Source organism: Actinokineospora iranica (genome assembly GCF_900101685.1).
GTDB classification, from domain to species: Bacteria; Actinomycetota; Actinomycetes; order Mycobacteriales; family Pseudonocardiaceae; genus Actinokineospora; species Actinokineospora iranica.
The window spans coordinates 384,999-409,272 of sequence record NZ_FMZZ01000003.1 but is presented as its reverse complement, the minus strand read 5'-3'; the positions used below and the strand labels follow the sequence as shown (position 1 = coordinate 409,272).

Annotated in this window: 24 protein-coding genes; 3 read left to right on the top strand and 21 right to left on the bottom strand. The window is 70.7% G+C overall.

The window, feature by feature from the left end; translation table 11 throughout:
* Window positions 1–235: 235 nt before the first annotated feature.
* The gene (gene bldD / locus BLS56_RS09735; protein WP_018686187.1) at window positions 236–724 is read left to right on the top strand and encodes a transcriptional regulator BldD; all 489 of its coding nucleotides are present in this window, start codon (window positions 236–238) and stop codon (window positions 722–724) included.
* A gap of 603 nt (window positions 725–1,327) precedes the next feature.
* Here the strand turns inward: bldD and nusB are convergent.
* The 3 genes from nusB to BLS56_RS09720 are packed head-to-tail and all read right to left on the bottom strand — an operon-like array spanning window position 1,328 to window position 3,445.
* Window positions 1,328–1,747 carry a transcription antitermination factor NusB gene (gene nusB / locus BLS56_RS09730; RefSeq protein ID WP_091449626.1) on the bottom strand — a complete coding sequence of 140 codons (420 nt, stop codon included), beginning with the start codon at window positions 1,745–1,747 and terminating at the stop codon, window positions 1,328–1,330.
* 1 nt (window position 1,748) lies between these two features.
* Entirely contained in the window at window positions 1,749–2,312 is a 564-nt protein-coding gene (efp, locus tag BLS56_RS09725; RefSeq protein ID WP_091449625.1) for an elongation factor P, read from the bottom strand.
* A gap of 41 nt (window positions 2,313–2,353) precedes the next feature.
* Window positions 2,354–3,445 (bottom strand): M24 family metallopeptidase, encoded by a 1,092-nt coding sequence (locus BLS56_RS09720; protein WP_091449624.1) that lies wholly within the window; start codon window positions 3,443–3,445, stop codon window positions 2,354–2,356.
* Between the two features lie 62 nt (window positions 3,446–3,507).
* On the opposite strand from BLS56_RS09720, the gene BLS56_RS09715 reads away from it, so the two are divergent.
* Window positions 3,508–3,936, top strand: a complete 429-nt coding sequence (locus BLS56_RS09715) for a B-4DMT family transporter (RefSeq protein WP_091449623.1) — start codon at window positions 3,508–3,510, stop codon at window positions 3,934–3,936.
* A 57-nt stretch (window positions 3,937–3,993) separates the two neighbouring features.
* On the opposite strand, the gene BLS56_RS09710 is transcribed toward BLS56_RS09715, so the two are convergent.
* The 18 genes from BLS56_RS09710 to BLS56_RS09630 form a co-directional block, all read right to left on the bottom strand.
* The gene (locus BLS56_RS09710; RefSeq protein ID WP_091449622.1) at window positions 3,994–5,502 is read right to left on the bottom strand and encodes a glycoside hydrolase family protein; all 1,509 of its coding nucleotides are present in this window, start codon (window positions 5,500–5,502) and stop codon (window positions 3,994–3,996) included.
* Window positions 5,503–5,657: 155 nt separating this feature from the next.
* Window positions 5,658–6,089: a type II 3-dehydroquinate dehydratase gene (aroQ, locus tag BLS56_RS09705; protein ID WP_091449621.1), complete on the bottom strand. Its 432-nt coding sequence runs from the start codon at window positions 6,087–6,089 to the stop codon at window positions 5,658–5,660.
* Window positions 6,086–7,192: a 3-dehydroquinate synthase gene (gene aroB, locus BLS56_RS09700; protein WP_091449698.1), complete on the bottom strand. Its 1,107-nt coding sequence runs from the start codon at window positions 7,190–7,192 to the stop codon at window positions 6,086–6,088. The genes aroQ and aroB overlap by 4 nt, the downstream gene beginning before the upstream one ends.
* Before the next feature lie 77 nt (window positions 7,193–7,269).
* Window positions 7,270–7,776, bottom strand: a complete 507-nt coding sequence (locus BLS56_RS09695; RefSeq protein WP_091449620.1) for a shikimate kinase — start codon at window positions 7,774–7,776, stop codon at window positions 7,270–7,272.
* Window positions 7,773–8,963, bottom strand: coding sequence for a chorismate synthase (aroC, locus tag BLS56_RS09690; protein ID WP_091449619.1), 1,191 nt, complete (start codon window positions 8,961–8,963; stop codon window positions 7,773–7,775). The genes BLS56_RS09695 and aroC overlap by 4 nt, the downstream gene beginning before the upstream one ends.
* A gap of 1,189 nt (window positions 8,964–10,152) precedes the next feature.
* Window positions 10,153–10,827: a prepilin peptidase gene (locus tag BLS56_RS09685; RefSeq protein ID WP_228771506.1), complete on the bottom strand. Its 675-nt coding sequence runs from the start codon at window positions 10,825–10,827 to the stop codon at window positions 10,153–10,155.
* Between the two features lie 309 nt (window positions 10,828–11,136).
* Window positions 11,137–11,979 (bottom strand): shikimate dehydrogenase, encoded by an 843-nt coding sequence (locus BLS56_RS09680; RefSeq protein WP_091449617.1) that lies wholly within the window; start codon window positions 11,977–11,979, stop codon window positions 11,137–11,139.
* Window positions 11,969–13,159 carry an endolytic transglycosylase MltG gene (mltG, locus tag BLS56_RS09675; protein ID WP_091449616.1) on the bottom strand — a complete coding sequence of 397 codons (1,191 nt, stop codon included), beginning with the start codon at window positions 13,157–13,159 and terminating at the stop codon, window positions 11,969–11,971. Before mltG ends, BLS56_RS09680 begins: the two co-directional genes overlap by 11 nt.
* Entirely contained in the window at window positions 13,156–13,650 is a 495-nt protein-coding gene (ruvX, locus tag BLS56_RS09670; protein WP_091449615.1) for a Holliday junction resolvase RuvX, read from the bottom strand. Before ruvX ends, mltG begins: the two co-directional genes overlap by 4 nt.
* Window positions 13,647–16,310 (bottom strand): alanine--tRNA ligase, encoded by a 2,664-nt coding sequence (gene alaS / locus BLS56_RS09665; RefSeq protein WP_091449614.1) that lies wholly within the window; start codon window positions 16,308–16,310, stop codon window positions 13,647–13,649. Before alaS ends, ruvX begins: the two co-directional genes overlap by 4 nt.
* Window positions 16,311–16,374: 64 nt before the next feature.
* A complete protein-coding gene (locus tag BLS56_RS09660; protein ID WP_091449613.1) occupies window positions 16,375–16,683 on the bottom strand; it encodes a hypothetical protein in 309 nt (102 codons plus the stop codon).
* Window positions 16,680–17,105, bottom strand: coding sequence for a DUF948 domain-containing protein (locus BLS56_RS09655; RefSeq protein WP_091449612.1), 426 nt, complete (start codon window positions 17,103–17,105; stop codon window positions 16,680–16,682). Before BLS56_RS09655 ends, BLS56_RS09660 begins: the two co-directional genes overlap by 4 nt.
* 147 nt (window positions 17,106–17,252) lie before the next feature.
* The gene (locus BLS56_RS09650; RefSeq protein WP_091449611.1) at window positions 17,253–18,584 is read right to left on the bottom strand and encodes a replication-associated recombination protein A; all 1,332 of its coding nucleotides are present in this window, start codon (window positions 18,582–18,584) and stop codon (window positions 17,253–17,255) included.
* 19 nt (window positions 18,585–18,603) lie between these two features.
* Window positions 18,604–18,735, bottom strand: coding sequence for a hypothetical protein (locus BLS56_RS32730; RefSeq protein WP_267463900.1), 132 nt, complete (start codon window positions 18,733–18,735; stop codon window positions 18,604–18,606).
* A gap of 15 nt (window positions 18,736–18,750) precedes the next feature.
* Window positions 18,751–19,839, bottom strand: coding sequence for a pyridoxal-phosphate-dependent aminotransferase family protein (locus BLS56_RS09645; protein WP_091449610.1), 1,089 nt, complete (start codon window positions 19,837–19,839; stop codon window positions 18,751–18,753).
* Window positions 19,840–19,849: 10 nt separating this feature from the next.
* Window positions 19,850–20,677, bottom strand: a complete 828-nt coding sequence (locus tag BLS56_RS09640) for an SGNH/GDSL hydrolase family protein (RefSeq protein WP_091449609.1) — start codon at window positions 20,675–20,677, stop codon at window positions 19,850–19,852.
* A gap of 92 nt (window positions 20,678–20,769) precedes the next feature.
* Window positions 20,770–21,996: a protein kinase family protein gene (locus BLS56_RS09635; RefSeq protein ID WP_091449608.1), complete on the bottom strand. Its 1,227-nt coding sequence runs from the start codon at window positions 21,994–21,996 to the stop codon at window positions 20,770–20,772.
* Window positions 21,997–22,184: 188 nt separating this feature from the next.
* Window positions 22,185–22,982 (bottom strand): DUF389 domain-containing protein, encoded by a 798-nt coding sequence (locus BLS56_RS09630; RefSeq protein WP_091449607.1) that lies wholly within the window; start codon window positions 22,980–22,982, stop codon window positions 22,185–22,187.
* Window positions 22,983–23,331: 349 nt separating this feature from the next.
* Between BLS56_RS09630 and BLS56_RS09625 the strand changes: the two genes are divergently transcribed.
* The gene (locus BLS56_RS09625) at window positions 23,332–24,255 is read left to right on the top strand and encodes a hypothetical protein (RefSeq protein WP_091449606.1); all 924 of its coding nucleotides are present in this window, start codon (window positions 23,332–23,334) and stop codon (window positions 24,253–24,255) included.
* The last annotated feature ends 19 nt before the right edge of the window (window positions 24,256–24,274 follow it).

Sequence of the window (24,274 nt, the reverse complement as noted above, 5' to 3'; positions counted from 1 at the left end):
GCCTCACTGGACGGGCCTTAAAGGTGTCGATCGACCCTCTGACCTGGGGTCGACCCGACGTTATCAGGCCGGGGAGACCCACCGACCGGGTGGTCTGGCAGGTTTCCCCCGGGTGCCGCAGTCGAACCAGCTTGACCTGGTGACAACTCTGGGTAACCATTACTCTGCGTGTTGATTTGAAGCTACCCGCGGCAGTCCTTAGCGCCGTCGGGGCGAACGAACGGAGAACCGCCGCATGGGCGACTACGCCAAGGCGCTAGGGGCCAAGCTCCGCGCCATCCGCCAGCAGCAGGGGCTGTCGCTGCACGGCGTCGAGCAGAAGTCCGGTGGCCGCTGGAAGGCCGTCGTGGTCGGCTCTTACGAGCGCGGCGACCGCGCCGTCACGGTCCAGAAACTGGCCGAACTCGCGGACTTCTACGGCGTGCCGGTGGTGGAACTCCTGCCCGAGGGCCGTGTTCCATCCGGAGCAGAACCCGCCACGAAGATCGTGATCAATCTGGAGCGGCTGCAACAGCTGCCAGCGGAGAAGGTCGGTCCGCTGGCCCGCTACGCGGCCACCATCCAGAGCCAGCGCGGTGACTACAACGGCAAGGTCCTGTCGATCCGCACGGAGGACCTGCGCTCGCTGGCGATCATCTACGACATGACTCCGGGGGAGTTGACAGAGCAGCTCATCGACTGGGGTGTGCTGCCCCCGGAGGCGCGGCCGTCCAAGGAAGACTAGGTTGGCCAGCGAGACACCCGACCGCGCAGACGGGGATGCTGCGCAGTCGGGTGTTCGTGCTGTCCGGCTGCTTCTGGCTGTGTTGGCTTGCTCGATGGGGGGGTGGAGTGGTTTCTTCAGGGCCCCTACGAAGGAAGATCCCGTCGCGGGGAAAGACGGGTGGGGAGCCTTCGGCCCCACGACCACGGCGAGTTCAGGGATCTTCCTTCACCCCCGAAGAAACCACTCCACCCCATCGAGCACCTGGCAGGGTTGGCGCTGCCTGGCAGGAGGGTGGGTGTGCTGTCCCGCCTCGCCGAGCACCTGGCAGGGCTGAATGCGGTGACGGGAGGGCAGGTTTGCGAACAAGCCCTACAAGAGCACTCGACCCGCGCCGACCGAGTCCTCAACGACGCACTGCGGCTGTTTTCACCGCCCCAAACCCCCCACAACAAAGCCCCACCCACCCTGGGGGCTGACCCCGCTCCAGTCTATCGCCGCAGGTCAGCGCGGGGAAGAGAGCGGGCCGCGCCTGTGGATAACTTGCGATCATGGAACGCGTCGGGCCGGCGGTGGGGGCTCGCCTTTGCGGCCTTGTCCCCCGCAGGGGTGAAGTTCGGGAGGTCAGAGGGTCGCTCGTAGGCGGTCGGCGATGCCGCCGATGCGGCCAAGGACGCCGTTGACGAAGCGGGGGGAGTCGTCGGTGGAGAGGGACTTGGCTAGTTGGACTGCCTCGTCGATCGCGACGGCGTCGGGGACGTCTTGGGCCCACAGGAGCTCGTAGAGGCCCAAGCGGAGGACCGCCAAGTCCACGGCGGGCATCCGGGCCAGGGACCAGCCCTCGGCGTGTTCGGTTAGTAGCTCGTCTATCCGGTTCCGGTGCGCGGTCACGCCTTCCACCAGGGTGATGGTGTAGTCGTTGACCGGTGGGACGTCCGGGGACCCGACCCGGTCGGCCAGGAGGGTGACCGGGTCGGCGCCGCGGACGGCGGCCTCGAAGAGGAGGTCCACCGCGCGCTTGCGGGCCTTGCTGCGAGCGCCCACGTCAGCTGCTGACCCGGCCGAGGTAGCGCCCGTCGCGGGTGTCGACCTTGACCTTTTCGCCGGTGGTGACGAACAGGGGGACCTGGATCTCGGCGCCGGTCTCCAGCTCGGCGGGCTTGGTGCCGCCGGTGGAGCGGTCGCCCTGCAGGCCGGGGTCGGTGTGCTTGATGATCAGCTCGACCGAGGTGGGCAGTTCGATGAACAGGGGCACTCCCTCGTGCGAGGAGACGATCGCGGTGCCGTTCTCCAGCAGGAACCGGGACTGCTCGCCGACGACCTCGGCGGCGATCGAGATCTGCTCGAAGGTGTCGCCGTCCATGAAGACGTACTCGGAGCCGTCGTTGTAGAGGTAGGTCATCTCGCGGCGGTCCACGGTGGCCGTGTCGACCTTGACACCAGCGTTGAACGTCTTGTCGACGACCTTGCCCGTCAGCACGTGCTTGAGCTTGGTCCGCACGAAGGCCGGGCCCTTGCCGGGCTTGACGTGCTGGAACTCGGTGACGGTCCAGAGCTGGCCTTCGAGGTTGAGCACCAGGCCGTTCTTCAGGTCGTTGGTCGAGGCCACTGGCTGGATCTCCTGTTTTTCGCGCGCATGGGTGATCGTCGTCAGACGACCATGAGCTGCTTGGTGGTCAGCGTGAGGAGCTCGGGACCATCGTCCCGCACGACAAGCGTGTCCTCGATGCGGACCCCGCCCCTGCCGGACAGGTACACACCCGGCTCGACGGTGACCGCCATTCCGGCGGAAAGTGTACCTTCGCCGGTTTTCGCCAGGCTGGGTGCCTCGTGGATCTCCAGGCCGACGCCGTGGCCGAGGCCGTGGGTGAACTCGGCTCCCCGGCCAGCCCGCTCGATGACGTCGCGGGCCGCCGCGTCGACGTCGCGGACCGCCGCTCCCGGGCGCAGCGCGGCCCGGCCCGCGGCCTGCGCGGCGGCGACGAGGTCGTAGATCTCGCACTGCCAGTCGGCTGGCTCGCCGAGGACCACGGTGCGGGTCATGTCGGAGTGGTAGCCATCGACCAGGGCGCCGAAGTCGAGCTTCACGAAGTCACCGGCGGCCAGCACGGCGTCGGTGGGCCGGTGGTGCGGGATGGCCGAGTTGGCGCCAGCGGCGACGATCGACTCGAACGCGCGGCCCGTCGCGCCGTGGTCGAGCATCCGGCTCTCCAGCTCGCGGGCAACCTCGCGCTCGGTGCGGCCGGGGCGCAGGCCGCCGTGCTCGATGAGGTTCGCCAGCGCGCGGTCCGCCGCCGCGCACGCCATGCGCAGCGCCTCGATCTCGGTGTCGTCCTTGACCAGCCGAAGCCGCTCGACCAGGTTCGGCGCGCGGGTCAGCTCGACGCTCCCCGCGGCGTCGGCGAGCGCGTCGAGGCCGTCGACAGTGACGTGCTGGCTCTCGTACCCGACCCGGCGCAGCCCGTCCTTGGCGGCGCGGGCGGCGAGCGCGAGGGCGCTGGCCCGCTCGATGACCCGCTCCAGCTCGGGCACCTGGACCGCGGACTGCCGCAGGTAGCGGCCGTCAGTGCAGAAGACGCTGTGCTCGTCGCCGTCGGCGTGGACGAGCAGCGCGCCGTTGGAGCCGGTGAACCCGGTCAGGTAGCGCACGTTGAGCAGGTCGACGACGAGCAGCGCGTCGAGCCCCGCGTCCCGGAGGCTGGTGCGCAGCGCCGCACGGCGGCGCGGGTGCGAGTCGGACATGTCCGCGAGCTTACGACCGGCCGCGCTCGCCGCGCCGCACTCGCCAGAACTACGCTGCGGCAATGCGAACGTGGCTGCTGCGCGGCGCCGTCCTGGCTGTGGTGCACGCCGCGGTGGCCGTGGTGGTGGCGGCCCTCAAGGCGAGTGACCCGACCGGGCGAACCACGATCGAGGGACTGGCCCTGGGTGTGCTGGTCGGCGTGGCCGCGGTCTGGGCGGCGGTCGACGGCTGGCTCGGCGTGCCGGACCGGGGCCGGGCCTGGGTGCTGGCGGCGCTCGTCGCGGGCTGGGGCGCCGCGGTGCTCGGCGTGGTCGGGCAGGCGGCGCTGGTGGACCAGACCGGCGTGAGCGCGCTGGGGCAGGCATTGACCGGCGGCGCGGCGTTCACCGCGCTGCTGGTGCTGGTCCCCGCCGGGCTGGGTCTTGTGGTCGGTCCCCGGCTGGACGGCAACCGCGGCGCGGACGACAAAGACGAGACCGCGGACCGCTGAGCCACGCGAATTGAAGCTCAGTGCGGTGTATGGGAGCGACGTGTCCGGGTAGGACGGTCAGCGGGCGGCCAGGTCGGGGCCGCGGCGGTAGGAGTCGAACACGCTCGGGGAGACCGGGGTCATCGGGGACGAGTTGAGCGTGGCGACGGCCGGGTCGGTGATCGGCCACAGTCTGCCGTCGTCCAGGACGAAGCCCAGGCGGGAGTCGGCTCGGACCACGGCGGCCGACGCGGTCAGGCGGGCCGCGACCGGGACACTGTCCAGCGCGGGGACCCGGTGGTCCAGGACGCGGACCGCCAGCTTCTCGGCCACCGAGCGACGCTCGACGCGGACCAGGGCGCCGTCGCGGACCAGGTCGATGGTGCGCTGCGGCGACGGCATCGCGAAGCCCTCCAAGGCTTTGAGCGCGCGGGCGGGCTCGGCGCAGGCTCCGCTGCCGGTGACGTCGGCGCCGAACATCATCAGGTCGGTCGGGGCGGCGCCGATGCGAGTGGCGCGCACCAGGTCGATCGGCACCCGGTCGCAGGGGGCGTCCACCGACAGCGGGGCGTGGCCCTCGGGGCCGCGGACGAGGCCGGGGCCCTCCTCCCAGGGGCCGGGGATCAGCACCGGCTTGTACGGCGCGCGGCGGAAGTCGCGGTCCCAGAACGTGATCGTCGTGCCGTCCTGGGTCTCGTGGGCGATGGCGAACGCGTCGAGCGCGGCGACCCACATGAAGTCGACGCTGAACGCGTCGACGACCGAGCGGAGCCTGCCCGCGGTGCTGGACGCCTTGCGGAACCCGCCCGGGCTCAGGATCTCCACGCCGCTGGCGAAGGTGGGGTCCTTGGCGCGCAGCACGAACTGGCCCGCGCCGTTCCAGCCCGCGTCGCGGCCGGTGGTGTCGGTGAACATCAGGTGGAACCAGCCGTCGAGGTAGACCGCGGCGGGCTGGCCCGCGCCGTAGACGTTGTCGCGCGAGACGTCGTGGGCGGCGGTCACGACCGGCTTGCCGCCGTTGGCCCGGGTCCACGTCCGCCCGTCGCGGCTGGTGGCGAGCCCGATGGCGTTGCCGTGGGCGTGGTCGCCCGCCGCGCCGGTGTAGTACAGGTAGTAGGTGCCGCCCACGCGGATCACCGAGGGATCGCAGGTGTGCATGGCGTCGAACCCGCCGCCGCCGCTGAACACCGCCAGCGCGGGCGAGCCGTCCGGGCCGGTGTACGGGCCGCCGGGCGCGGGGGCCTCGGCGAGCAGGATGTCGTCGCCCGGCGGGACGGCCGCGCCGAGCTGGCTGCACCACCACATGCGGTACTTGCCGTCCTCGACCATGAGCGTCGGGCCGTAGTTGTAGACCGAGTCGGCGCCACCGGCGGCGACCACGCCCTGGCTCTGCCGGGGCCGGTCGGTGCCCAGGGTCACCTGGTCGGGGGTCGGCTCCTGGCTCGGCGCGGCGGCGGGCACGGGCGACGCCTGCGCCGGGCGCGGCATCTCGCCCTCGGCGACCGTGGTGCAAGCCGAGGCGACGAGCCCGACGAGGGTCGCGAACACCGCGGCGACGCGGTGGAATCGCCATGGCCGGGTGGACATGCTGGGTGGAGACCTCCGTGCCGGCAACGAGGGTGGTTCAGTGTAAAGATCACCCAACCGGGGGTACCCCGGGTCGACGCGGGTGAGGCATGGACCACACTCCGCGCCGACGTCACCAGCGATAACTCACCCGACCGGGGGGTATCGGCGGTTTTTCAGCGGGCGTTGGCGGCGAGCCAGCGCAGCGCGAGCGCGTAGCCGTCGACGCCGAGGCCGACGATCACGCCCGCCGCGATCTCGGAGATGTAGCTCTTGTGCCGGAACTCCTCGCGCTTGTGCACGTTCGAGATGTGCACCTCCACCAGCGGGGCGGTGAGCTGGGCGGCGGCGTCGCGGACGGCGATCGAGTAGTGGGTCCACGCGCCCGCGTTGAGGACGACCGGGGTGTCGGTGTCGGCGGCCTCGTGCAGCCAGCCGAGCATCTCGCCCTCGTGGTCGGTCTGCCGCACCTCGACGTCGAGCCCCAGCTCACGGCCGGTGTCCACGCACAGCCGCACGAGGTCGGCGTGGGTGGTGCTGCCGTAGATCACCGGTTCGCGGGCGCCGAGCCTGCCGAGGTTCGGGCCGTTGAGCACAAGCGTCCTCACAGCAGCATCCCGCCCTTGCCGGTGGATTCGGCCGCCACCGCCGAGTAAGCGGCGGCGAGCAGCGCCGGGTCCGGGCCCTCCAGCCGCGCGGGCTTGGCGAGGCCGTCGAGGACGACGAAGCGCAGCACCCCGGACTTGGTCTTCTTGTCGGCCAACATGCCCTCGATGAGCTGGGGCAGCGCGTCGGCGTCGTAGCTGACCGGCAGGCCGATCGAGGTGAGGATCGAGCGGTGGCGGTCGGCGGTGGCGTCGTCGAGCCTGCCCGCGAGCCGCGCGAGTTCCGCGGCGAAGACCAGGCCGACGCTCACCGCGGCGCCGTGGCGCCAGCGGTAGCGCTCGCGGCGCTCGATGGCGTGCGCGAGGGTGTGGCCGTAGTTCAGGATCTCGCGCAGGCTCGACTCGCGCAGGTCCGAGGCGACGACGTCGGCCTTCACCTGGATCTTGCGGCGGATCAGCTCGGCGATGACCTCGCCCTCGGGGTCGAGGGCGGCGGCCGGGTCGGCCTCGACCAGGTCGAGGATCACCGGGTCGGCGATGAACCCGCCCTTGATGACCTCGGCCATGCCCGAGATCAGCTCGTTGCGCGGCAGGGTGGTCAGGGTGGCCAGGTCGACCAGGACCGCGGAGGGCTCGTGGAAGACGCCGACGAGGTTCTTGCCCGCGTCGGTGTTGATGCCGGTCTTGCCGCCGACGGCGGCGTCGACCATGCCCAGCAGCGTGGTCGGCACGTTCACCAGCCGCACACCGCGCATCCAGGTGGCGGCGACGAACCCGGCGAGGTCGGTGACCGCGCCGCCACCGATCGCGACGACCGTGCCGTCCCGGTCGAGGCCGATGCGGCCGAGGACTTCCCAGCAGAACGCGGCCACTGAGAGCGCCTTGCCGTCCTCGGCGTCGGGGATCTCGACGCGGTGCGCGTCGATCCCGGCGGCGGCCAGCTCGTCGCGGGTGGCCTCGGCGGTCGCCGCGAGGGTCGGCTGGTGGATGATGGCGACCTTGGACGAGTCGCGGACGGCCTCGATCAGCTCGTCGAGCAGGCCCGTGCCGATGACGACGTCGTAGGGCTTGCCGGTGGCGACCCGGATGCGCGCGGGTTGCACGATCACACTCTCCTCAGCGGCCGCTCGGCGGCCTCTCGGTGGCGTCTCGATGGTCTGTCTCGATGGTCTCTGGGTGGCCGCTACGGGCGCAGCTCGCCGACCAGTCGGGTGACGATCTCCTCGGGCGACGAGGAGTCGGTGGACACCTCGACGGTGGCGACCTCCCGGTAGAGCGGGAGGCGCGCGTCGAGGAGTTCCTTGAACTTGGCCCGCGGGTTGATCCCGGCGAGCAGGGGCCGCGCGGTGGACAACCCGGTGCGGCGGACCCCTTCGGCGAGGCTGACGTTGAGGAAGACCACGGTGTGGCCCGCCAGCAACGCCCGGGTGGCCCGCGACAGGATCGCGCCGCCCCCGAGGGAGAGGACGCCGGGGTGCTCGGCCAGCGCGGTGGCCACGGCGCGTTCCTCGGCGGCGCGGAAAGCAGGCTCGCCGTCCTGGGTGAAGATGTCGCTGATCGGTTTGCCCGCCGCGGCGACGATGTCGTCGTCGGTGTCGCGGAACGCCACCCCGAGCGCGGCGGCCAGCGCCTCGCCGACGGTGGTCTTCCCCGCCCCCGGCGGCCCCACGACGACCGCGGCGGGCTTCACCAGCGGTTCCGCAGCGCGTCGAGGTACCCTTCGACGTTGCGCTTGGTCTCGGCCAGCGAGTCGCCGCCGAACTTCTCCAGCGCGGCCTCGGCCAGCACCAGCGCGACCACCGACTCCAGCACCACGCCCGCGCGCGGCACTGCGCACACGTCGGACCGCTGGTGGATCGCGACGGCGGGCTCGCCGGTGACGACGTCGACGGTGGACAGCGCGCGCGGCACGGTGGAGATCGGCTTCATCGCCACCCGGGCGCGCAGCGGCTCGCCGTTGGTGATGCCGCCTTCCAGGCCGCCCGCCCGGTTGGACCGCCTGCTGACCCCGGCGACGGAGTCCTGGTCGCGGTCGATCTCGTCGTGCGCCTGGCTGCCCCAGCGGCGCGCGGTCGTGAAGCCGTCGCCGATCTCGACGCCCTTCATGGCCTGCACGCCCATGAGCGCCCCCGCGAGCCGCGCGTCGAGGCGGCGGTCCCAGTGCACGTGGGACCCCAGGCCCGGCGGCAGACCGTAGGCGATGACCTCGATGACCCCGCCGACGGTGTCACCCGCCTTCTTGACGGCGTCGACCTCGGCGACCATGGCGTCGGTGGCCTCCTGGCTGAAGGCGCGCACCGGGCTCTCGTCAATGGCGGCGAGGTCACCGGGCCCCGGGGTGGGGCCGTCGGGGGCAACGGCGCCGCCGATGGACACGACGTGGCTGACGACCTCGACGCCGAGCAGTTGCCGCAGGAAGGCGCGGGCCACGGTCCCGAGCGCGGTGCGGCCCGCGGTTTCCCGGGCGCTGGCGCGTTCGAGGACGGGCCGGGCCTCGTCGAAGCCGTACTTCTGCATCCCGGGCAGGTCGGCGTGCCCCGGCCGGGGGCGGGTCAGCGGCTCGTTGCGGCTCAACTCGGCGAGTTCGGCCGGGTCCACCGGGTCGGCGGACATGACCTTCTCCCACTTGGGCCACTCGGCGTTGTCGATGTGCACCGCGATCGGCCCGCCCTGGGTCACCCCGTGCCGGACACCGCCGAGAAACTCCACCTTGTCGGTCTCGAAGCCCATCCGGGGACTGCGGCCGAACCCGAGCCTGCGGCGGGCCAACTGCTCGCCGAGATCGGTGGTGGTGACCTCGACACCGGCGACCATGCCCTCCAGCACGGCGACCAGCGCGGGTCCGTGTGACTCTCCAGCGGTAATCCAACGCAGCACAGCACAGATCCTGTCATGTCGCCCCCACTCCCCCGCGCCCGGCCGCTACCGCGAACCCGCAGGTGAGACGGGGCGCACTCGCCTTTGTCCGATCACCGGACGTGATTCGCCGGGTGGCGAACAGCTTTCAGGGTCGGCATCAAAGTCGGGGAGTTCAGTCGACTCCGACAGGTCAGACCTGAGTCCTGTCCACCTGGGAGGAACTGCGCTCGGGTGGAGGAAGGTCTACTCAGGCCTAGGGGTACCGATCGAGCAAAGGGGAACTGGCCAGACTGCGGAACAACCCCCTCTACGACAACCGTGGCCGAGTAGCCACCCGCCACGCCGCGAACAAAGCGTCCGGTTCTGAAACTTCAACCCGCTATGCGACACCTTGACAGGCTAGAGCAAGACATAAAGTCGCATACCTCTACTTACACCGCGTTGGAGCGCCCAGCGCGTTGACCTCTGCCGATCAGCCCAATCCGCCGGTTGCTTTCTTGATATCGCCGATAAGTTGCCGAAGTCGGAACTGTACGGATACCGCGAAGCTGAGAGGCGGTTTCGACTTCGCCTGCACGCTTCACCGTGATCACAGTCGAGCACTAGTCGGCCAAACACTGACCCGTCATGCCGAAGGTATCAAGAAGGACCTCAATTGGCTTATTTTCTCAGACGACGCGGAACTTCCCATCTATCTATTCGCAAGTTCGACACGGAACGAAGCCCGCATTAACGAAGTCTTCATCGCGCGCAGCGCACACTTCCAAACCGCACTGCGCTTCTTCGACCGTTCAGATACCCAGCAGATTTCGACGCAGACAAAGATGACCGCAGGTCCGCAGTGGAGAACATTCTCCGCGGTCAGGTCGAGACTCCAGGGACTCGCCACTGCCCACATGCTCGAGATGATGGACGGCGCATCTCTCTACAGAGCTACGACACGCGCCCGAGCATTCCTCAAAGCCTGCAATATTCCTGCCACGCGGAAGTCGACGTGGCAACGATGGAGGAAATTATTCAACTTGACAGCGACCCAATGGGAGCACTTCGCCGCCTTGCATTCGAGGTCCACCATGCGCGAAGCCAGTTTGGAGCATCAATATCCGGCGGCCCGTACCACCCGAAAGAGTTGGACGGCCCTGGCGCGGCTCACAACCGCCAACCGGATACATCTTCATAGAAGCCGGGAGGATGAATCTTTTAGACACTAGAAATTGGCGGGGAACATCGCCAGGAGGCAGGTGGCGGCGAGTAAGCCCGGTCCGTGTGGGATGCCGGTGCGCCACTGGGGGCGGCGGCAGGACACGTGCAGCAGGAGGGTGGTCGCGGACGCGAGGAGTGGGGCCAGGATCAGAGCCTCGGGGCCCAGCGCGCCCAGGACGGCGCCGAGGCTTGGGGCGAGTTTGACGTCGCCTTGACCCAGTGCGGTGGGGCGGCACAGGTGGACGATGGCGTGGAAGGAGCCGAAGACCAGGCTGCCGATCAGCGCGGCGTGGACGAGGGCAGCGCCAGGGCCGGTGATGGCAGCGACGCCCAGGACCGCCAAGGCGATGGGGATCGCGGGGACGGTCAGGGCATCGGGTAGGCGCCGGTGGCGTAGGTCGACGACGGCGAGGGTGACGGCGAACCAGGTCAGCAGCGCGAGGGTCGGCAGCCACCACGCGGGCACAGCGCCTGCCTGCCACCGGGCGGCCGCGTACGCCCACAGGGCGGCAGTGGGTAGCTCGCAGGAGCCCGGCGGGGCGGTGGCGCCTCTGGCGAGTCGCTTGAGCAGGAAACGGGCGCCTGCTCCGGCCAGGAGCCCGCCGAGCGCGCCGATTCCGATGGTTGTGAGGCTATCGGGAAAAAGGAGAACGCCAGCGAGGGCCAGGGCTGTTCCCAAAGCCAGGGGAATGGCGTAAGAGGACGCCGCGTAAACGGGTATGGGGAGTCGGGCAACAGTTCTCAGCGGGGCCGAACCCCCCGGATGGCCTGCTGTCGCGGATGCGCGAACGCGAGTCCCGGAATGGCCGGGAGTGGGCTTACCAGCGAGCGGGTAAGGGGTTCGGTGAGAGGTGGGCTGGATGGTCTGCGGGGTGGTGAGGGTCATGGCTGCTCCTTTGTTCGCTTTCCACGTTAGCGAACTGGTGTTCGAGGGGCAGTCGCACGATTGGGTGGGGATGGTTGTTTGACGAGTGGGCGGAAATGTGCTTCAGAGGGGGAGCGGGAGGATTCCGCCGGTTTTCTCGTGGAGGGCTGCGCGCATGGCCTCGCGGGGGGCGGGGTGGCCGGTGAACTGCTCTACCTGGCCGAAGGCCTGGTGTAGGAGCATGTCCAGGCCGGTGGCCAGGTGGCCGCCTGCGGTGGCGACGGCTTCCGCGAGGAGGGTCGGCCAGGGGTGGTAGATCACGTCGAGGATGACGGGTGCCAGGGCCAGGGCTTGGGCTATGGGGGCGGTGGCGGTCGTGGGGGCCGTGTTGACCAGAACGTCGGTGGACTTGGCCAGGGTGGCGAAGTCGGTGTCCGACCAGCGTTCTACGCGTAGCGGGAGGGAGAGGCGGGCGGCGCACTCGATGGCTTCGGTGGCCCGGCTCGGGTCTCGGACTACGACTGTGGCGGAGTGCAGCCCTAGGTCCGCGAAGGCAGCCAGGGCCGCGCAGGCGGTGCCGCCCGCACCCAGGATCACCCCGGAGTCTCCAGAGGGGAAGCCGTTGGCTCGGAGAGCCCCGGTGACGCCGTCGATGTCTGTGCAGTCGGCGTGCCAGCCGTCTGGGCGGTGGACCAGGGTGTTCGCGGCCCCTACCGCGGTGGCTCTTGGGGTTACTACCGTTGCGATGGATAGCGCGGCCCGTTTGCCGGGCATGGTGACGGAGAGGCCTGCCCATTCTGGGCCTAGCTCGGCTACCAAGCCGGGGAGGCGCTTCTCGTCGCACTCGATGCGGTCGTAGGACCACGGCAGGCCCAACGCCTTGTAGGCGGCGCCGTGGAGGACGGGTGAGAGGGAGTGGGCTACCGGGGAGCCCAGGACACCCGCGCGGCGGATCTCAGTAGGCATCGTTGTCTTGGGCCAGCTTCACGTTGGCGTTGTGCTGGGGCAGGGTGTCGGCGAAGCACGACGTGCCGTCCTTCTGGCAGCGGACGAAGAACAGCCAGGTGCCGGGGGCGGGGTTGGCCGCTGCCTCCAAGGCCTCGCGGCTGACCGCGGCGATGGGCGTCGGGGGGAGGCCGGTGACCTTGTAGGTGTTGTAGGGGCCTACTTTTTCGCGGTCTTCGGACTTCGTGGTGATGGTGGGGCGGTCCAGGACGTAGTTGACCGTGGAGTCGTATTCCAACTGCATACCCTGGGCTAGGCGGTTGTACGTGACCCGTGCGACCTTGCCGAAGTCGGAGGCGATGGCCTCGCGTTGCACCAGCGAGCCCATGATCAGGACCTGGTACGGGGTGAAGCCGCTGTTGGCGGCCAGGTTGGGCATTCCGAAGCTCTGCAACCGGGCCGAGGAGTCCGCGATGATCTTCTTCCACAGCTCCTCGGCCGTGGAGCCGGGACGGACCTCGTAGACGTCCGGCATGATCAGGCCCTCAAGCCTGCGCTTGGCCTCGGGGGCCCGGGACGCGTCGGGAACGGCCCAGTCCGGGACGCCTAGAGCGGCAAGGTCGGCGGTCTCGGAGACCTTGCGCAGCTCTTCGACCGGCACGCAGGTGCTCTTGCCGTTCAACTGCGTGCAAGAGGCCTTGGAGAGCAGCGACAAGATACCCGGGGTGACGTTGTTGCCGTTGGTGATGTCATCGAACTGGGTGCCCGCGCGGATCTGCAGGTTCCCGACCCGCGACGCCGGGTTGATGATCTTGGCGACGGCGTCCTGGCCGGAGACCTTGGTGCGCATCACGTAGTAGCCGGGCTGCACCGAGCGGACCTTCGACTCGGACTCGGCCGCCGCGATGAACGCCTTGGCGCTGGCGACGACGCCGTCGTCCTTGAGCCGGTTGGCGATGGTGGCGGTGCTGTCGCCGCCCTTGACCTCGACCACGATGTCGGTCTCGCCCGGGCCGGAGAAGTCGTCGTAGTCGCCGATGCCCGCGAGCTGCCCGAGCCCGTACCAGACACCGCCCGCGATGAGCAGGACGAAGACCAGGCCGAACACGGCCAGCTTCACCCGCTTGCGGTCAGGCTTGCCCTCCTGCGACCCCTTGCCGCGGCGTTCCTGCTCTTCGAACAGGCCGAGATCGTCGCTCATGAGTCCGCCTCCGCAGATCGGGCGAGCGCCGCCGACCGGGCGTCGAGCCACGCTTGAAGGATCTCCACAGCGGCCGCCTGGTCCACGACGGCGCGCTGCCGCTTGCCGCGGACGCCGCGTTGGCTGAGCATCCGGGAGGCCGAGACCGTGGTCAGCCGCTCGTCGGCGAGCCGCACGGGGATCGGGGCCACCCGCTTGGCGAGTTCGGTGGCGTAGGCGTGCGCGCCCTGGGCTGCGACGCCGTGGCGCGCGGCGAGGGTCCTGGGCAATCCGACCACCACTTCGACCACCTCGTGCTCGGCGACGAGTTCGGCGAGCCGGTCGAGGTCGCGGCCGGACCGCTCGTCGCGATCCAGCGTAACGAGCGGAGTCGCCAGGATGGGAGCCGGATCGCTCAGGGCGACCCCGACCCGCACGGAGCCGACGTCCACGGCGAGCCTGCGGCCGCGCCCCGGGTCGTCGGCTCCTGGCCGGTCCAGCTTGGGGTTCACGAGCCGTCCAACGCCCTGCGCAGGGCGTTCACCGCCTCACCGATGCCGCCCGCGTTCGCACCGCCGCCCTGGGCCAGGTCGGGCTTACCACCGCCGCGGGCCTCGATGGCGGCGGCGAAGGACGGGACGAGCTTGCCCGCGGCGATGCCGTTGTCGCGGGCGGCCGAGGTGGTGGCCACGACGAAGGCGACCTTGTCGCCGTCGGCGGAGAACAGGGCGACCACGCCGGGGCGCGAGCCGAGGCGGTTGCGCACCTCGACGGCCAGGGAGCGCAGGTCGCCGCCGCCGACGCCGTCGGGCACCTGCAGCGCCACGAGCGAGGTGCCGTTGACGTCTTCCGCCTTGTCGGCGAGGGTGCCCGCGGACGAGAGCAGCTGTCCGGCGCGGAGCTTCTCCAGCTCCTTCTCCGCGGTGCGCAGCCGCTCGATCAGGGCCTCGACCCGGCCGGGCACCTCGACGTCGGGCACCTTGAGCATGGCGGCGAGGTTCTGCACGAGAGCGCGTTCCTTGGCCAGGTAGCGCATGGCGTCCATGCCTACGTAGGCCTCTAGGCGGCGGCTACCGGAGCCGACAGAGGACTCTCCGAGCAGGGTGATCGGGCCGATCTGCGAGGAGTGCTCGACGTGCGTGCCACCGCACAGCTCGCGCGACCAGGGGCCGCCGATCTCCACGACGCGGACCGTCTCGTCGTAGGTCTCGCCGAAGAGGGCGACCGCGCCGAGTTCCTGGGCGCCGCCCATGTCGGTGTAGACGACCCGGACGGGCAGGTCTTTGCGCACGGCGAGGTTGGAGACCTCTTCGATCTCGCTGCGGGTCTCCGGCGACAGGGCGCTGGACCAGGCGAAGTCGAGCCGCAGGTAGCCCGGCTTGTTGTAAGAGCCGCTTTGCAGCGCTGTCGGGCCGAGCACTTCGCGGAGGGCGGCGTGCACGACGTGGGTGCCGGAGTGGCCCTGGCGGGCGCCGACGCGCCACTCGGGGTCGACGTTGGCCTCGACGTGCTGGCCCTCGGTGATCTCGCCGCCGCGGACGCGCACCTGGTGCACCCACAGCTTGCGGGCGACCTTCTGCACGTCGAGGACTTCGAGTTCGACGCCGAGGCCGGTGATGGTGCCCGCGTCGCTTTCCTGGCCGCCGGACTCGGCGTAGAGGGGTGTGCGGTCGAGGACGACCTCCACGATGTCGCCCTCGGCGGCCCCGGAGATCCGCTGTCCGTCGCGGATGAGGCCGCGCACGGTGGCCTCGGCGGACAGCGACTCGTAGCCGACGAACTCTGTCGGCCCCTGGGCAAGAAGCTCGCGGTAGACCGACTGGTCGCCGTGACCGGTCTTGCGGGAAGCGGCGTCGGCCTTGGCGCGGGCGCGCTGCTCGGCCATGAGGGCGCGGAAGCCGTCCTCGTCCACCGAGAGGCCCTTCTCGGCGGCCATCTCCAGCGTCAGGTCGATCGGGAAGCCGTAGGTGTCGTGCAGCTGGAAAGCCTTGTCGCCGGGCAGGAGAGCGCGGCCGTCGGCCTTGATCTGCTCCGCGGCGAGGTCGAAGATCTTGGACCCGCTGGCCAGGGTGGCGAGGAAGGTCTCTTCCTCCTTGCGCATCACGGACTCGATGCGCGGGAAGTCGGTGGCCAGTTCTGGGTAAGAGGGCGACATGGTGTCGCGGACGACAGCGGCGAACTCGCCCAAGACCGGCTCGGTGACGCCAAGAAGGCGGACAGAGCGGACGATGCGGCGCAAGAGGCGGCGCAGCACGTAGCCACGAGCCTCGTTGCCGGGGGTGACGCCGTCGGCGATGAGCATCATGCCGCTGCGGGCGTGGTCGGCGATGACCCGGAAGCGGACGTCGTCCACCTGGTTGCCGCTGCCGTAGCGGCGGCCGGACATCTCCTCGGCCTTGCCGATGACCGGGCGGACCAGGTCGGTCTCGTAGACGTTGTCGACGCCCTGGAGCAGGGTGGCGACCCGCTCGATGCCCATGCCGGTGTCGATGCTCTTCGCGGGAAGCTCACCGAGGATCGGGAAGTCGGTCTTACCGTGGCCCTCACCGCGCAGGTGCTGCATGAAGACCAGGTTCCAGATCTCCAGGTACCGGCTCTCGTCGGCGACCGGGCCGCCTTCGGCGCCGTGCTCGGGCCCCCGGTCGAAGTAGATCTCCGAGCACGGGCCGGACGGGCCGGGCACGCCCATCGACCAGTAGTTGTCGACCATGTCGCGGCGCTGGATGCGCTCGGCGGGCAGCCCGGCGATCTCCTGCCACAGGGCCAGGGCCTCGTCGTCGTCCTCGTAGACGGTGGCCCACAGGCGGTCGGGGTCGAGGCCGTAGCCGCCGTCGGCCTGGCTGGAGGTGATCAGCGTCCAGGCGTGCTTGATGGCGTCGGCCTTGAAGTAGTCGCCGAAGGAGAAGTTGCCCGCCATCTGGAAGAACGTGTTGTGCCGGGTCGTCTTGCCGACCTCGTCGATGTCGCCGGTGCGCACGCACTTCTGCACGCTGGTGGCGCGCGGGTACGGCGGCGGGACGTCACCGAGGAAGTACGGCTTGAACTGCACCATGCCCGCGTTGACGAACAGCAGGTTGGGGTCTTCCAGGATGAGGGAAGCGCTGGCGACCTGGGTGTGGCCGGTGCTCTTGAAGTAATTCAGGAAGCGGTGGGAAATCTCGTGGGTCTGCACGGTCTCGGGTCCTCAACTGATCAGGGTTCGACGGGCTGCGGCGCGGCGAACGGCGAAGGCTGGCTCAGCCGTTCGCCCGGCGCGCTCGCGCGTCCGCGGAGCGGCGGGGCCGGTCCGCGCCGAGGGAGTGCCGCGCCCCGGGGGTGACGCCGGAGCGGCGCTCGACCGCGTCGGTGAGCTCTTCTTCCCGTTCCACCATGCCCGCGCGCACGTCGGCGCCGAACGCGCCGACGGCTCCGGCGAGTTCGCGCACGGCGTCGCCGAGGTTGCCCGCGATGCCCGCGGGCGTCACGGCGTGGGCGGTGTCGCGGGCCTTGCGGGACAGGGCGATGCCGGTGGCGACGCCGACCCCGAGCCAGAACATGCGCTTCACGACCGGGCTCCGCGTCGCTTGGCGCCCCGCTTGGCGGGCCGCGAGTGCTTGCCCTCGATCTCGCCCTTGGCCTTCTTGCGGCGGGCGCGCAGGGCCTTGCTCACGCCGTAAGACAGCGCGGCGGCCTTGACCAGCGGACCGCCAAGCGTGGCGGTGAACACCGAGGTAAGCGCGGAGACGTTGCCGGTGACGGTCTGGGCGTTGGAAGTGATGCCGTCGACCCGCTCAAGCTGGGTGTTGACGTGCGTCAGCGTGGTGTTGGCCCCGGTGAACAGCGGGTCGCTGTTCTGGTGGGCCTTGCGGATCGCGATGGTGGCCTCGTCGAGGGTGCGGCCGAGCTTGAACAGCATGATGCCCAGCAGCACGACCAGCAGGACGAACGCGCCCGCGGCCACCAGCGCGGCGATCTGGCCTGCTGTCACTAGCCCTCCTCATCGCTGACGCCGCCCGAGGGCGACGTGTGATCGGCGACAGGTTACCGCCTCGTATCCGGGCGGGCTTTCCGGACCTTGCGTTCAGAGTGTGCGCCTCGGCCGCGCGAGCGCGCGACCGGTTTGCCGTGCGCGCGGTCACCCGCCGCGGATGAGCCTGCGGAGCTTGGGGACGCGTTCGGCGAGGTGGCGTTCCGCGCCGCGCTGGGTGGGTTCGTAGTAGTCGCGGCCGCGCAGCTCGTCGGGCGGGTACTGCTGGGCGAGGACGCCTTCTGGGACGTCGTGCGGGTAGCGGTAGCCGGTGGCGTTGCCGAGTTTCTTCGCGCCCGCGTAGTGGCCGTCGCGCAGGTGGGCGGGGACCAGGCCCGCCGCGCCCGCCCGGACGTCGGCCATGGCGCTGTCGATGGCGGTGATGACGGCGTTGGACTTGGGCGCGGTGGCCAGGTGGACGGTCGCCTGGGCCAGGGCGAGCCTGCCCTCGGGCATCCCGATGAGCTGCACGGCCTGGGCGGCGGCGACGGCGGTCTGCAGCGCGGTGGGGTCGGCCATGCCGATGTCCTCGCTGGCGTGCACGACGAGCCGCCGCGCGATGAAGCGCGGGTCCTCCCCCGCCTCGATCATGCGGGCCAGGTAGTGCAGCGCCGCGTCGACGTCGGAGCCGCGGATGGACTTGATGAACGCGCTGATCACGTCGTAGTGCTGGTCGCCGGAGCGGTCGTAGCGGACGGCGGCCTTGTCCACGGTGGCCTCGACGGTGGCCAGGTCGATCTCGCCGCCACGGGTGGCCAGGGCGGAGTCGGCGGCGGCCTCCAGGGCGGTGAGGGCGCGGCGGGCGTCGCCGCCCGCGAGCCGGACGATGTGCGCCTCGGCGTCGGCGTCGAGGGTGACCGAGCCCGCGAGGCCGCGTTCGTCGGCGACGGCGCGGCGGACGAGGGCCTGGATGTCGGTGTCGGTCAGCGGGTGCAGCTGGAGCACCAGCGAGCGGGACAGCAGCGGGGAGACCACGGAGAAGAACGGGTTTTCCGTGGTCGCGGCGACGAGCAGGACTATGCGGTCTTCGACAGCGCCGAGCAGGGCGTCTTGCTGGGTGCGGGAGAAGCGGTGGACCTCGTCGATGAACAGGACCGTGGACTCGCCGGAGTGGGTGCGGCGCTTGCGGGCCTCTTCGATGACAGCGCGGACCTCTTTCACGCCTGCCGAGAGGGCGGAAAGCGCGACAAACCGCCTGCCGATAGCGGAAGAGACCAGGGTGGCGAGAGTCGTCTTACCGGTTCCCGGTGGGCCGTAGAGCAGAATCGACGCGGGGGCGGCGCCCTCGACCAGGCGGCGCAGGGGCGCGCCGGGGCCGAGAAGGTGGTCCTGGCCGAGGACTTCGTCCAGGGTGGCGGGGCGCATCCGGACGGGGAGCGGCGCGCTCGGGGCCACCCGGTCGCCGGTGGGCGTGTCGAAAAGGTCGAACTCCTGTTCCACAGGGTTCGACGCTACTCGCTCAGAACGACAGGTCGAACCGGCCGCTCTTGGCGCGCGGCACATCGAGGTCACCGGCGCGGGCGTGGCGCTGCACCCGGACGCGGACGGGCCGCTGCGGTCGGTGGTCGACACGTTCGCGGCCGTGCCGCACGGCCCGGCGGTCCGCTCACATGGCGCGGCGTAGCGCGGCGAGAATCAGCTCCACGCGGTCCGGGCGGGCGTTGTGGCCCATGAGGCCGATGCGCCACACGGAACTGGCGAACGCGCCGGCGCCCGCGCCGATCTCGATGCCGTACTCGGTCAGCAGGATCTGCCGGACCTTCGCCGAGTCGACGCCATCGGGGACGCGGACCGTGGTCAGCTCCGGCAGCCGGTGGCCCTCGGCTGCGAACAGCTCCAGGCCGAGATCGGCCAACCCGGCCCGCAGCCGCTCCCCCGCCGCCCGGTGGCGCTCGTGGACGGCGTCGAGCCCTTCTTCCAAGATCCGGCCGAGAGCGGCGTGCAGGGACGCGATCAGGGCGACCGGCGCGGTGTGGTGGTAGGTGCGCCCACCGGTGCCGTCCACGTAGGCGCCGATGAGGTTGAGGTCCAGGTACCACGTCGGCGGGCGCTTGACGCGGCGGTCCCAGGCGCGCTCGGAGACGGTGAACGGGGACAGTCCCGGCGAGACGCCCAGGCACTTCTGGGTGCCCGAGTACGCGATGTCGACACCCCAGGCGTCGATCTCGACCGGGATGCCCGCCAGCGACGTCACGCAGTCGGCCAGCACCAGCGCCCGCTGGTCGCGCTGGTGGACGGCCGCGGCGAGCGCCTTGATGTCGCTGCGCACCCCGGTGGAGGTCTCCGCGTGGACGGCTGCGACCAGGGACGGCTCCGGGTGCGCGGCCAGCATCCGCTCGACGTCGACCGGCTGCCCCCAGTCGTGGTCGACGCGCACGACGTCGGCCCCGTATCGGCCAGCGACGTCGACCATGCGCTCGCCGAAGAGCCCGTTGACGCCGACGACGACCACGTCCCCTGGCCGGGCGAAGTTCGCGAACGCGGCCTCCATGCCGATCGACCCGGTGCCGGAAAGCGGCAGCGTGCGGGCGTTCTCGGTGCCCCACACCCGGCGCAGGCGCGCGCAGGTCTCGTCCAGCACGCGCAGGAACTCCGGGTCGAGGTGCCCCAGCAGCGGCGCGCAGAGCGCCGCGGTGGCCTCCGGATACGGGTTGGACGGCCCGGGTCCGAGCAGCACTCGTTCGATCGTCGCCATGCCCCGAACTCTACGGACGCGGCGCGGGCTCCGCGGACAGCGTGCCGCTGGGCGGGGTCGAGCGCAGCATGATGCCGATGGCGTAGGGCACCAGGTCGCGGCCGCGCCGCCACAGCCACGGGATGCCCTTCACGATCAGCCAGGCGACGTGCGCGAGCGGGCCCGCGCGCAGGCCGCCCTCGCAGACCAGGCTGACCGGGCGCGGGATCTCGCAGCCCGCGTCGGCCAGCAGTCCGGCCAGGCCGTCGGCCAAGATCCGGTGGCCGTACTCGGACGGGTGCAGCCGGTCGACGCTCCACGTGGGCGGCTCGTACGCGCCGGGGAGGCGGTCCAGGTCCAGGCAGGGCGCGCCGGTCGCGGCGACCACCGCGTCGATCACCTCGTTGAGCCGGTCGATCCGGAACCGCAGCGCGCGGCGCAGCGAACCGGGCAGCCGGAAAACCCGGCCGTGGTCGTGGTAGCGGACCAGCACGACGACCGAGCCCGCCTGGTTCAGCGCGGTGACCACATGGGTCAGGTCCGCGCACATCTTGTCCGGGTCGAAGTCCGAACGCAGCGTGTCGTTCATGCCCGCGATCACGATCGCCGCGTCCGGGCGGGCACGCAGCGCCTCGGGCAGTTGCCGTTCCCGGACACAGGCCAACCGCGCGCCGGTGAACGAGACGTTGTGGACTCGCGCGCCGAGCGCGGCGCCGAGGAACGGGCCGACGCCGCGCCACCCGCCGCCGGGCAGCGGGTCGCCGACGCCCACTGTGGTCGAGTCCCCGAGAACGGCCAGCGTGCGCGCCGACCAAGCCGGAGACGTGGATGTGGTGCGTTGTATCCCCACCGCTGTCACGGCACAACCATGGCGGGCGCGGACTCATGGGCGGTGAGTTCGCGGTGTCCGGACAGAGTCAGACCGGAGAAAATCCGGTGCTACCACATGTGCTAGTCGAACGCAGGGTAGAGCGAGAGCGAACGACTACCGAAGCGGGCGGTGAGCGCGGCGACGACCGTGTCGGCGTGGTCGGCGACCGCGGCCGCGCCCGCGCGCCGCGCGGACTTGGCCAGGCCCGCCCACCGCTCCACGAGCACGTCGGCCTGGTGCGGCCGGGCCACCGAGCCACCCGAGCCCAACTGCTCGACGTCGGGGACGGTGAGGAACTGCCACGTGGTCAGCCACACCCAGAAGATCTGCGCGTCGAGCAGCTTGGGCAGCAGCACCGCGTCGTCGGCGAGGTCGGGCCACATGGTCCGCACCTCGGCGCGCCACGCGGCGAGCATCGCGTCGGTCATCCCCGGGGGCAGCGCGTAGGCGCACCAGCAGGACGGGAACGGCACGGTCAGGTAGGCGGCGTCGAACATCATGTTGCGCACGCAGCCGCCCTCGAAGTCGAGGAACCGCACGCCCCGGTTGGTGATGAGGTTGTTGTCCGGGCAGGAGTCGGACGGGCTGAACGCGCGGTGGCGGACGGCGTCGAGCAGTTTCAGCGTCGCCTGGGCCGAGTCGACCACGTCGTCCGGGGTCTCGACGTCGTAGACGGCGCGCAGCAAGCCGGGCAGCGCCGCCATGGCTGCGGGGCCGTCGACGGTCAGCGGGTCCTTGGAGGTGGGCGGGCTGAGCCTGCGCAGCAGCGCGTCGAAGTCGGCCTCGCGGCCCGCGGTGCTCGCGTGCAGCTTGCCCAGCGAACGCGCCCAGGACAGCAGCGCGCCCTCCGCGGCGCGCGCGTCGGAGCCGTGCAGCTTCTCGGCCAGCGTGGGGGCGCGGCCGAGGTCTTCCATGACGAGCAGGTTGGTCCCGCTGTCGTGGGCGAACAGCTCCGGGCACATCCGGTCTTCCGCCGCGAGCGCGGTGAAGAGTTGGTAGCTGACGGCCTCGCGGACCCAGCTGTCGCGCGGGCTCGTGCCTGGCGGCTGCACGTAGCGCTTCACCGCGAGGGTGCGCGGGAGCGAGAAGGGACTGGCGGCGACCTTGACTCTGAGCACGATCGATCGCTCACTGCCGCCGAGGTCTTCCGGCTCGGCGAGGCTGATGCGCGCCCCGAAGCGCTTGCTGAGCACGGACTCCGCGGCCACGACCGTCGCCAGCACCTCTGCCCGCGCGGCGTGGTCGGCGTCGCCGGTGCCGTCCGGATCGCCGGTTTCCGGCGGATCGGCGGCGATCTCCACACTCATCTCCTCTGACCCTACTCCCGATCGTAGGTGGCCCAACCGGGCCCGGTCAGCACTTCGCCCATATGACCGTAGTGCTGTCAGTCGAAACGACGCGACACACCTGGCAAAAACTCACGAGGTCAATCCTGTTTCAGGTGTGACCCACCGGAGAGCTCCACTTGGCAGGGCGGAGTCATCCCTGGCGGCAATCACCCCTCCGACAACGGTTTTCTCGTGTCGCCGGAGACCATTCCGCGACGGCGCAGCAGCAGCACGACGGCCGCGGCCAGCACGATACCCGTCAAGTTGACCGCCAACTGCCCCGCTGAGCCAAGCACTTTCGCCCATTCGCCCAAGATGGCCGCCACGCCGATGTACCCGGCCGCGGGCACGGTGGTGACCGAGATGAACACCCCGACCAGCGCCGCGGACTTCGCCGAGGTCATCGACAGCATCCCCGCCGCGCCCGCCAGCACCGCGACGATCAGCGACCAGGGGCCGACCTCGTAGACGAAATCGACCTGGTGGCCGACGGCGAGCGCGGCGAGCGGGCCGAACTCCGGGCCGACGACCATGGCGCCGACGATCGTGACCGGCGAGTCGGTGATCACGCCGACCGCGGCGAGCAGGCAGGCGACGGTCAGGAACGACAGATAGGTGACGTTGAGCCGGGACTCCTCGCCGGTACGCGCGAGCAGGTCCTCCCACACCACCGCGTCGGCCGCCTCGCCGGGCGCGGCTTCCTCGGCGCGGTCGGCGGCGTCGGACAGGGCGGTGTCGATCTGCTCCAGGGTGATGCCGCCCGCGTGGTCGATTCCCAGCCCGCAGAGCTTGCCCAGGATCTCGTCGGCCGCCTCGCGGGCGAGGTCGGCCTCGAGCACGTCGCCCGCCGGGTCGACGGCCGCGCCGGGGAACGCCACCAGGTGCGTCGCGCCCGCGTGGCCGCGCAGCACGGCTAACGCGTCCTCGGTGAGCGGGGTCGGGCAGACGACTCTGAGGTGCAGCACCTATCGCTCCCGGGTCAGGACACTGTGCGCCGGTCAGGCTAGTCACCCGTGCAAGAGGGGATTGGTCAGACCTGTCCGCGACGCCGGTAGGCCCGCACCGTCCGAACACCCTTTCGGCCGTCTCTCCTGGATCAAAAGGGGGTATAGCACTGCGCCTGATCGGGTTATCTTGTGACTGCAAGCAGTGAAGTGGTTACCCTTGAATTAACACTATGGCTACCCAGCGGCGTTCTCAGGACGTAATGTGCACGTCAGGGCGTATGGGGTTAGCCAGGGAGTGAACATGGGTAGCGGTATCACCCGCGAGCCAGTTCGTGAACTTCACCAGAACGGGAGTGTTCGCCAGGCGATGACGGCCGCCGGGTCGGAGTCGGCGGCGGCCGACGCGTTCCCCGCCGCGCTGCGGTCCGCGATCCAGGCCAGCGGCCTGAGCCTGGACCGCATCCAGTACCGGCTGCGGGCCCGCGGGGTCTCGATCAGCGTGACGGCGCTGAGCTACTGGCAGTCCGGCAGGCGCAGGCCAGAGCGCGCCGAGTCCCTCGCCGCGCTCGGCCACCTCGAAGACGTCCTCGGCGTGGCCACCGGGTCGCTGATAGCCCTGCTCGGGCCGCCGCGCCCCCGCGGCAGGGTCAACCGGGAGTCGTCCCGGCTGACCGTCGAGGCGCTGTGGGGCAACAGCGAGCCGGTCTCGCACCTGCTGCGCCGCATCGACTACACCACCGACACCGCGCTGGCCAAGCTCAGCCAGCACGACAAGATCGAGATCGCGGGCAACCGGGGCGAGAAGGCCATCTCCATCCGGCAGGTCTTCCGCGCCGAGCGCGACGGGGCCGACCGGACGCTGATGGTCTACGACCTCGAACTGCCGGGCAGGCCGTTCCCCGAGATCACCGCTGGCGACACCTGCCGAATCGGCCGAGTGGCCCAAGACCCCAGCGCGGGCCTGATGGCCGCGGAGATCCTGCTCGACCAGCCGCTCAACCGGGGCGAGACGACGATCGTCGACTACGTCCTGCGCCACCCCGGGCCGCCCTACTCCCGCGGCGACGACAGCTACTGCCGCAAGTTCACCAGCCCGGTCCGCGAGTTCGTGCTCGAACTGCGCTTCGACCCCGCCGCGCTGCCGGTCTACCTGGAGCAGTACACCGTCGACACCGACGAGCAGGTCACCAACCGGCGCAAGCTGGAGCCGCGGGCGGACGGGCGGGCGCACGCGATCGCCCTCGACTTCGGCCCCGGCATCCAGTGCGTGCGCTGGGAGTGGCCGGACTAGCCCGCCCGCGAGCAGTCCG